The organism is Polaromonas sp., assembly GCF_031411155.1.
Lineage (GTDB): Bacteria > Pseudomonadota > Gammaproteobacteria > Burkholderiales > Burkholderiaceae_C > Polaromonas.
Genome location: NZ_JANOAL010000299.1, coordinates 1 through 7,392, shown reverse-complemented (window position 1 = coordinate 7,392; position 7,392 = coordinate 1). Strand labels below are relative to the sequence as shown.

General features: G+C 65.9%; 11 protein-coding genes. 3 read left to right on the top strand and 8 right to left on the bottom strand.

The genetic code is table 11. The annotated features are described in order from the left end of the window. Positions 1 to 239 precede the first annotated feature (239 nt). Genes RMO23_RS17625 through RMO23_RS17610 form a run of 4 tightly spaced genes read right to left on the bottom strand, consistent with a single transcriptional unit; the run spans position 240 to position 2,712 of the window. Entirely contained in the window at positions 240 to 755 is a 516-nt protein-coding gene (locus RMO23_RS17625; protein ID WP_309684102.1) for a DoxX family protein, read from the bottom strand. 13 nt (positions 756 to 768) lie between these two features. Continuing rightward, positions 769 to 1,566, bottom strand: a complete 798-nt coding sequence (locus tag RMO23_RS17620; protein WP_309684100.1) for a DNA-binding domain-containing protein — start codon at positions 1,564 to 1,566, stop codon at positions 769 to 771. After that, positions 1,563 to 2,405: a DUF692 domain-containing protein gene (locus RMO23_RS17615; protein ID WP_309684098.1), complete on the bottom strand. Its 843-nt coding sequence runs from the start codon at positions 2,403 to 2,405 to the stop codon at positions 1,563 to 1,565. Before RMO23_RS17615 ends, RMO23_RS17620 begins: the two co-directional genes overlap by 4 nt. A 19-nt stretch (positions 2,406 to 2,424) precedes the next feature. Continuing rightward, positions 2,425 to 2,712, bottom strand: a complete 288-nt coding sequence (locus RMO23_RS17610) for a DUF2282 domain-containing protein (protein WP_309684096.1) — start codon at positions 2,710 to 2,712, stop codon at positions 2,425 to 2,427. A 190-nt stretch (positions 2,713 to 2,902) separates the two neighbouring features. Here RMO23_RS17610 and RMO23_RS17605 point away from each other — a divergent pair, with 190 nt between their 5' ends. Further along, positions 2,903 to 3,478, top strand: coding sequence for a sigma-70 family RNA polymerase sigma factor (locus RMO23_RS17605; protein ID WP_309684094.1), 576 nt, complete (start codon positions 2,903 to 2,905; stop codon positions 3,476 to 3,478). Continuing rightward, on the top strand, positions 3,475 to 4,116 hold the full coding sequence (locus tag RMO23_RS17600; protein WP_309684092.1) for a DUF1109 domain-containing protein: 642 nt from the start codon (positions 3,475 to 3,477) through the stop codon (positions 4,114 to 4,116). Before RMO23_RS17605 ends, RMO23_RS17600 begins: the two co-directional genes overlap by 4 nt. Positions 4,117 to 4,275: 159 nt before the next feature. On the opposite strand, the gene RMO23_RS17595 is transcribed toward RMO23_RS17600, so the two are convergent. Then, positions 4,276 to 4,689, bottom strand: a complete 414-nt coding sequence (locus tag RMO23_RS17595; protein ID WP_309684091.1) for a DnaJ domain-containing protein — start codon at positions 4,687 to 4,689, stop codon at positions 4,276 to 4,278. A gap of 287 nt (positions 4,690 to 4,976) precedes the next feature. Here RMO23_RS17595 and RMO23_RS17590 point away from each other — a divergent pair, with 287 nt between their 5' ends. Next, complete coding sequence (locus tag RMO23_RS17590; RefSeq protein ID WP_309684089.1) at positions 4,977 to 5,360, top strand: ribosomal subunit interface protein; 384 nt, start codon at positions 4,977 to 4,979, stop codon at positions 5,358 to 5,360. A gap of 17 nt (positions 5,361 to 5,377) precedes the next feature. Here the strand turns inward: RMO23_RS17590 and RMO23_RS17585 are convergent, their stop codons facing one another. From RMO23_RS17585 to RMO23_RS17575, 3 genes are all read right to left on the bottom strand, one after another. Beyond that, on the bottom strand, positions 5,378 to 5,704 hold the full coding sequence (locus RMO23_RS17585; RefSeq protein ID WP_309684087.1) for a chaperone modulator CbpM: 327 nt from the start codon (positions 5,702 to 5,704) through the stop codon (positions 5,378 to 5,380). Beyond that, entirely contained in the window at positions 5,701 to 6,708 is a 1,008-nt protein-coding gene (locus RMO23_RS17580) for a DnaJ C-terminal domain-containing protein (protein ID WP_309684085.1), read from the bottom strand. Before RMO23_RS17580 ends, RMO23_RS17585 begins: the two co-directional genes overlap by 4 nt. A 197-nt stretch (positions 6,709 to 6,905) precedes the next feature. After that, positions 6,906 to 7,268 carry a DUF1428 domain-containing protein gene (locus RMO23_RS17575; RefSeq protein WP_309684083.1) on the bottom strand — a complete coding sequence of 121 codons (363 nt, stop codon included), beginning with the start codon at positions 7,266 to 7,268 and terminating at the stop codon, positions 6,906 to 6,908. Positions 7,269 to 7,392: the final 124 nt, after the last annotated feature.

Here is a 7,392-nt window from a genome sequence, read left to right as displayed (position 1 = left end):
GAAGGCTTGCGCCGGGGTGTGGGCGGCAGGGGTGTCGAGGGTGTCGGCTTGAGGCATCGCCATGATGATAGCGGGACGGCCATGACAAACCGCCAGCGCGTGGCCGGGTTCCGCTTCGGGTGCTGATTTAGGTCGATTCAGACCAAATTACCAGTAAATTGTGGTTGTGGCCCAATCAGCATGGGCACCTCCTGCTCCTGATTTTGTAGCGCATGGGGTTTGCTCCAAGGCAGGGAAGCCTAGCGGATGCGAAGCAGCCGGTCCAGCGACAGCGTGCCGCCGCCGCGGCCCACCAGGTACAACAGCAAGCCGGCCCAGGACAGGTGCGTCGGCCAGGCGTCGGGGTAAACGAAGAGCTGAATCACCAGCGTCATGCCCAGCAGCGCAAGGGCCGACAGGCGCGTGAACAGGCCGATCATCAGCAGCAGCGGGAACAGGTGTTCGGCCCAGGCGGCCGCATGCGCTGCAATCTCCACCGGAATCAGCGGCAGCTTGTACTCGTCCCGAAACAGCGCGTAGGCGCTGTCGGTGACGGTGAGCCAGCCTTCGACCTTGGTGCGGCCGGACAGGAAAAAGATGGCGGCAATGGCCAGCCGGTCGATCAGTGCCAGCGCGTCGTGCGGCACAAGCCGGGTGAACTGGCTCGCCAACTGGTTCCAGATTCCGCGCAGGCCGGCTGGCGGGTTGCCGTCAGCCGCCGCCGGGTCAGTGGCCTCAATCGCGTCAGTGGGCTTGGTGGACAGGAGGGTGTTCATGCTGGTTCCTTGGTCATGGGAGGGTGGATTCATCCGGGCTCACCTGCGCGCGGCAAAAAGCGCCGGCTTGCAGCAGCCCGGCCATCAGTTGCGCCAGGTCGGTACTGGCTTGCCGCGCCAGTGCTTCGCTGGCCGCCAGCGCGAGCGGGCGCCCGGCCGCGCAGGCATCCAGAAACGCACAGCCGGCCGCATCGAGCGCGGTCCAGGTCACCGCGCCCGCCGGCCGGGTGAGCAGGGCGCCCTCGCCGGTCCAGACCAGCGCATCGCCGTCGTCGGCCGCATCAACCAGGCTAATCCTATTGCGTTGCCAGAGGGTGTAGATCGGGAGGCCCTCAAACCAGGCCCAGCGCGCGGCCGGATGCGGCTGCAGCACCAGTTTGCCAAGCTGCTCCAGCGGCAGGCCGGCCAGGGCTGTTGGAGCAAGCGCTGGTGCATCGGCGGCCACATGCGCCTCGGTCCAGCAGCGGTCCAGCATGGCAACACCGCTCAGGTAGGGCAGTTCGGCAGCCGGGGCAAAGTCGCGCAGAAAGCCGGGGAAACCCATGCCGTACAACAGCAGGCGGGCATCGCTGGGCGGCTGGGCGCGCACATGCACGGCCGCCGCCGCGCGAAACCAGTCCTCGCCCACCAGCCGCAGCACCGTGGGGTAATTGGCTTGCAGGGCATCAACACAGGCTTTGTGCACGGTGTTGCGGTACACCGCAAAACCCGGCTGATCAACCAGCGCGCGAAGCCGGGCCGGCGCGCCTTCTGGCGGTGCCAACAGCGCCTGAACGAAATCGTCCTGAAAGCTCGAAAGCGGGGAGTTCATGCGCAGGCCATCGAGGTTGCTTGCAGCAGCGCATGGGCCAGGTTGCGTTCGGCCAGCAGTTCGGCAAAGGGCGGCAACTGCTCATCGCGCTCAATCAGCGTGGGGCGCGGCCCCGCGCGCGCGATCAGGCGTTCATACAGGGCCCAGACTTGCGGGGCGATGGGCGCATCGTGCGAATCGATCAGCAGCGCCGGGCCCAACCGGGGGTCTTGTGCGTGGCCGGCCAGATGAATTTCCATCACCGCGTCAACGGGAAAGGCGTCGATATACGCCTCAGCCGAAAAACCCAGGTTGCGGGCACTCACATGAACGTTGTTCACATCCAGCAGCAAGCCGCAGCCGGTGCGGCGCACCAGCTCGTGCAAAAAATCAATTTCATCCCAATCGTGTCCCTGCATGTGCAGGTAATGCGAGGGGTTTTCGAGGGCGATGCGCCGCGCCAGCGCGTCTTGCGTGCGCGCGATGTTGCCGGTGATGCGCGACAGCGCCGCATGGGTGCGGGCAAAGGGCAGCAGGTCAGGCAGGTAGGTGCCGCGCCAGGCCGACCAGGCCAGATGCTCGGACACCAGAGCGGGCTCGACACGCGCGGCGAGCGCGGCCAGCCTTTCAAGGTGGGCGGCGTCCGGCGCGGCATCGGCCGCCAGCGAGAGCGACACCCCATGCAGCGACACCGGGTGCCGGGCCCGGATGGCCTCCAGCCAGGCCAGGCGCGGACCACCCGCCACCAGGTAGTTCTCCGGGTGCACTTCAAACCACAAGCCTGGCTGGTCGCAGCTGAGTGCCGCATCGTAATGCTGCGGCTTCAGGCCCAGGCCGGCGGTCAGGGTTGTGGGGGTCATGAGGTGCGCCCGAAACGGCTCAGGCCTTGATCGGATTCAGGGAGCCCATGCCCTTGGGGGTTTTGATGCCGGCGCAGGTGCCTGCGGGCACTTGCTTCCAGGCATTGCCCTGGTAGTCCATTTTGGATGTGCCGGCGCAGGTGGTGCCGGCTCCGGCGGCGCAGTCATTCTTGCCGGCCAGGGCGACGCCGAAACATTTCTCCATGGCGGGCTTGCCATCCATCGGCTTTTCCTGCGCCATGGCGGCACCGCTGGCTAGTGCGGCAAGGGCTAGGGTGGTGCTCAGTGCGAGGGTACGGGTGTTCATGAAAGTAGCTCCTGTTAAATACACAAGTTTGAAAGGCCAGACTGCGCGAAATGCGCGGACCGCGTGAACCCTGCGCACAGAGTCCATTACAGTCTGCGTAGTAGTTCGGGGGAACCTGGCCGCGGGTTACAGGTCGGAGCCCAAACGGCAAAAAATATTTTTCTCACCCATGCTGTAACCCAAAGCCCTCATGGAACGAATAGAAGAAAGAGACGCCCGGTTCGCAGACAATGAGAGCCACTTGCGCGCACTGCTGCTGCAGGGCCTGGGCGGCGATGCGGCGGCCTACCACGGCTTTCTGAAGGCGCTGAGCGCGCACTTGCGGGCTTATTACAGAAAGCGGCTTTTTCAACGACCCGATGACGTAGAGGACCTGGTGCAAGAAACACTGCTCGCGGTGCACAACCAGCGGCACACCTACCGCGCTGACCAGCCGCTGACCGCCTGGGTGCATGCGATTGCGCGCTACAAGCTGGTTGACTTGTTGCGCGCGCGGGCAGCGCGCGAGGCCATGACCGACCCGCTGGACGATGAGCTCGAGGTGTTTGCGTCCAGCGATAGCGACGCGGCGGAGGCCAAAAAAGACCTCGATAAACTGCTTGCCGGCCTGCCTGACCGACAGCGCCTGCCGATCGTGCACGTCAAGCTCGAGGGCCTGTCCGTGGTGGAGGCGGCGCAATTGACCGGCATGTCAGAGTCGGCCATCAAGATTGGCGTGCACCGGGGCTTGAAGGCGCTGGCGGCCAGAATCAGGGGAAACGCATGAAAACCGATGACCTTGTCAGCCTGCTGGCGGCCCATGCCGCGCCGGTGCCGCAGAACGCCGTGGGCCGGCGCTTTGCCGTGGCGCTGGGCTGGAGCCTGCCTGCGGCCGTCTTGCTGCTGGTCGTCGTGCTCGGGCTGCGCGCCGACCTGGCGCAGGCCGCGGGCAAGTTGATGTTCTGGATCAAGCCGGGCTTTGCGGCCGGTCTGGCGCTGGCCGCGCTGCTGGCCGCTGAACGACTGGCCCGACCTGGCATGCGACTGGGCCGCGTCTGGGCCGGGCTGGCCACGCCCGTGCTGGCGCTGTGGCTGCTGGCGGCCGTGGTGCTGCTCGACGCCGCGCCGGCGCAGCGCGCGCAGCTTGTTTTTGGTGATACCTGGAAGAGTTGTCCCGTCAACATCGCATTCATCTCGCTGCCACTGTTGGCGGCGACGCTCTGGGCCATCAAGGGCTTGGCGCCGACCCGGCTGGCCCTTGCGGGCGCCAGCGCCGGCCTGCTGGCCGGGGCATTGGGTGCGCTGGTCTATGCGCTGCACTGCCCGGAATCGACCGCGCCGTTCATGGCGGTCTGGTACCTACTGGGCATCGCGATTCCGACGTTGGCGGGGGCTCTGCTGGGGCCGCGCCTGTTGCGCTGGTAGGGCGCTCTTGATACGCCACGCGCCTGGTGCCGTCCGGCCAGCCGACGCCCGACGCCCAACGCAGCGGCGGGGTACGGCTTGGCGGGCCAGAGGCCCAAGCCACACCTGCGCTGGAGGCTCCTGATTTTGTAGCGTTTTGAGCTTGTTGCCCGGCGCGTCTTAACGCGGCGCGGCCACGGCGGCCCGCAACGCCGCCCAGGCGGCTTCGCAGGCCTGCAGCCAGTCGATCCAGTAGCGGGTCATAAAGTCGCTGGCGTCCCGGCCGTGGTGCTCGCCGGCGGCGGGTTTGAAGCAGTCCTGGCGGCGGGCGGCTTCGGGTGAGGGCTTGAAGTCCTGGCCGGCTTTCCAGGGGGTGGCCAGCCGGTCGTATTGGGCCCGGCTGGCAGGCGCGCCCAGCACCTCATAAGCCTGCGCCAGTGCCTTGAAGTGGGCCTCGGCGTTTTTCTCGGTGCTGACATCGGGATGGTATTTGCGGGCCAGGCGGCGGTAGGCGTGTTTGATTTGCTCGGGCGTGGCGTCGCGCGCCAAGCCAATCACCCGGTAATAGTCATTGAACGGATCCTTGAATTTCATGAAAAGCCTTCAGGAGGAACGGCACCTCAGCATGACCTTAGCAACAAAAGCAGCATGGCCGTGTAAGCCATGCGCGCAGGCCGGGGTGGTGCTATGTCCCGGCGGGCGGCTGGTAGGAGACGGCCTACAGGCAGGTGCTGTGCCTTGCCCGTTGCGTCCACGCCGCTATCGGCGCATCATGGCTTGAAAGGGGCTGACAAAGGCCATTCGGCCCCTCATCCCAGTGAGCCTTCAGAACTCTCAAAGAGTTGCTGGTGCGTTCACGCAACCCAGAAAGAACCCCCCCCATGCAAGTTTTTTTGAACACAGACCCCCATGTTGACGGGCGCCACAAGATGGCCGCCCACCTGACCACGGTGGTGAAGGAGGCGCTGGGCCGTTTTGGCGAGCAGATTACCCGGGTCGAGGCGCACCTGGCCGACGCGAACAGCCATGTCAAGGCCACGCCGGACGAGATTCAATGCACGCTGGAGGCGCGGCTGGTGGGGCTGGAGCCGGTGGTGGTGAAGGAGCGCGCCGGCAATGCCCATCAGGCGATTCACGGCGCGGTCGGCAAGCTCAAGCGCGCGGTGGGCACCGTGCTGGAGAAACACGACCCGCGCCGCAACGCCCCGCTGGCCGAGGCGGTGGTCAATGTCGCATCGACCGGGGATGACATCGCGCCGCCGTAAAACGGCCGATGGTCATCTCACTCCCCGGCCAGCCGGCGCAACTGCGCCCTCAGGCTGTCCATTTCTTGCAGCAGCTGCAGCGCCAGCGCCACGCCCGCCAGGTTCACGCCCAGGTCGCGCTGTAGCCGCACGGCGACCCGCGCCTGGTGCAGGTGCAGGCCGGTAAAGCGCCACTCGCCGGGCGCGGGGCCGTCGGGCTCCAGCACGCCTTCGTTGACCAGCTCAACAATCATGTCGGTTTGCGCGGCGCAGGCGCGGCAGACTTCGTCCAGCGTCAGCTCGGTCTGGTCTTCCAGAATGAAGCTGCTCAGGTAGGTGGCGGTGGGGGTGGTCGTGCTGCTCATGGCTGGCCTCCGGGTTGCTGCAGGCTGGCGCGCGGGTTGAAGCTGTTGAAGGCTGCGGCCAGGTCTGCGTAGGCTTTTTTGCCGGCCTCGCTGTCGGCGCCGGGCAGGGCCAGTTGCAGCACAAAATAAAAGTCGCCGGGCGCCCGGCCGCCGCTTCGGCCCGGCAGGCCGCGCCCCTTGAGCCGCAGCTTGCGCCCGCCAGCCGAGCCCGGCGGGATCTTGATTTCAACCCGGCCGGTGGGCGTGGGCGCTTCCACTTCGGCGCCCAGTGCGGCCTCCCACGGCGCCACCGGCAGGCTCATGTAAACGTCGTGGCCGTCGGCACGGTACAGCGGGTGCGGCAAAAACTCCACGTCCAGGTACAAATCGCCCGGGCTGCCCTGGCCGATGCCGGGCGAGCCCTGCGCGGCCAGGCGAATGTGCTGGCCGGCGCGTATGCCTTTGGGAATCACAAACTCGATGCTGCGGTCCGTCAACCGCCCGCCGCCCAGCGGGTCTGGCATGCGCAGCTGCAGGCTGCGCGTGGCGCCGTTGTACGAGTCTTCGATCGAGATCTGGATTTTGGCGTGCCGGTCCTGGCCGTGCATGTCAAAACTGGCGTGGCTGGCGTGGCTGGCGTGGCTGGCGCGGCCAGCACCCCCTGGTTCGCCCGGCCCGCCGCGCATGCCGCGAAACAGCTCCTCAAAAAACGCGCTGTGGTCGGCGCTGTCTGCCTGGTCAAACCCCGGCGCGCCGCTGGCTTGCCGTTGGCTCCATTGCGGCGGCGGACGAAAGTCCTGCCCGGCCTGCCAGTTGGCACCGAGCTCGTCGTAGGCGGCGCGTTTTTCGGGGTCGCGCAATACCTCGTAGGCCTCGGCCAGCTCCTTGAACTGCGCCTCGGCGTTTTTCTCCTTGCTGACATCGGGATGGTATTTGCGCGCCAGCTTGCGGTGGGCGCGCTTGATGTCGTCAGGCGCCGCACCGCGCGCCACGCCCAGGGTTTTGTAGTAGTCCTTGAATTCCATGCGGGGCTTTCGGGAAGAAGGTTTTTTCGTCCCTGAAACGGTAGCGCAAAACCGTTTCGCGGTCTGTAGGCCACGGGCGCATGTGGGGCGTGCGCGCGCTGCAAGGCCCTGCATTTGCTATGATTTTAATAGCTACAAGTGCACGTATTGCCTGGGCTAGAGGCCGAATTGACCAATAAAACGGCAAAAAAGCCGGCCTACAGCTCCACCAGCGTCTTGAAGCCGCCCCAGAACATGCGCTTGGCGTCAAACGGCATGGTCTTCGGGTTCATCTGGTCCATGATGCGCGGGTCTTTCATGACCTTGGCGTTGACCTTGTCGCGGTGCTTGCGCGACTTGTAGACAATCCACGAAAACACCACGGTCTCGCCTTCCTTGAGCTTGACGCTTTGCGGGAACGAGGTGGTTTTGCCGGGCTTGACGTCGTCGGCAATGCATTCAAAGTACTCCAGCGCGCCGTGCTCACGCCAGACCTTGCCCGCCTTGCGCGCCATGCGGCGGTAGGCGTCGATGTTTTTCGTGGGAACGGGGACCACGAAGCCGTCTACGTAGTGAGCCATGCGAAGTCTCCTTGTGGCCGGTCAGGGCCGGTGGGTTCAGGCGGGTTCGGGTCGATGCAGCCTGCGGGACGGAAAAAGTGCGCTCGCCAGCATCATGCCAAAGCAGCGCCATGCCGTCCAGTGT

Bases quoted from the DNA above. Each gene is read 5' to 3' on its own strand.
- RMO23_RS17625 (WP_309684102.1), bottom strand. From the start codon at position 755: ATGAACACCCTCCTGTCCACCAAGCCCACTGACGCGATTGAGGCCACT.
- RMO23_RS17620 (WP_309684100.1), bottom strand. From the start codon at position 1,566: ATGAACTCCCCGCTTTCGAGCTTTCAGGACGATTTCGTTCAGGCGCTG.
- RMO23_RS17615 (WP_309684098.1), bottom strand. From the start codon at position 2,405: ATGACCCCCACAACCCTGACCGCCGGCCTGGGCCTGAAGCCGCAGCAT.
- RMO23_RS17610 (WP_309684096.1), bottom strand. From the start codon at position 2,712: ATGAACACCCGTACCCTCGCACTGAGCACCACCCTAGCCCTTGCCGCA.
- RMO23_RS17605 (WP_309684094.1), top strand. From the start codon at position 2,903: ATGGAACGAATAGAAGAAAGAGACGCCCGGTTCGCAGACAATGAGAGC.
- RMO23_RS17600 (WP_309684092.1), top strand. From the start codon at position 3,475: ATGAAAACCGATGACCTTGTCAGCCTGCTGGCGGCCCATGCCGCGCCG.
- RMO23_RS17595 (WP_309684091.1), bottom strand. From the start codon at position 4,689: ATGAAATTCAAGGATCCGTTCAATGACTATTACCGGGTGATTGGCTTG.
- RMO23_RS17590 (WP_309684089.1), top strand. From the start codon at position 4,977: ATGCAAGTTTTTTTGAACACAGACCCCCATGTTGACGGGCGCCACAAG.
- RMO23_RS17585 (WP_309684087.1), bottom strand. From the start codon at position 5,704: ATGAGCAGCACGACCACCCCCACCGCCACCTACCTGAGCAGCTTCATT.
- RMO23_RS17580 (WP_309684085.1), bottom strand. From the start codon at position 6,708: ATGGAATTCAAGGACTACTACAAAACCCTGGGCGTGGCGCGCGGTGCG.
- RMO23_RS17575 (WP_309684083.1), bottom strand. From the start codon at position 7,268: ATGGCTCACTACGTAGACGGCTTCGTGGTCCCCGTTCCCACGAAAAAC.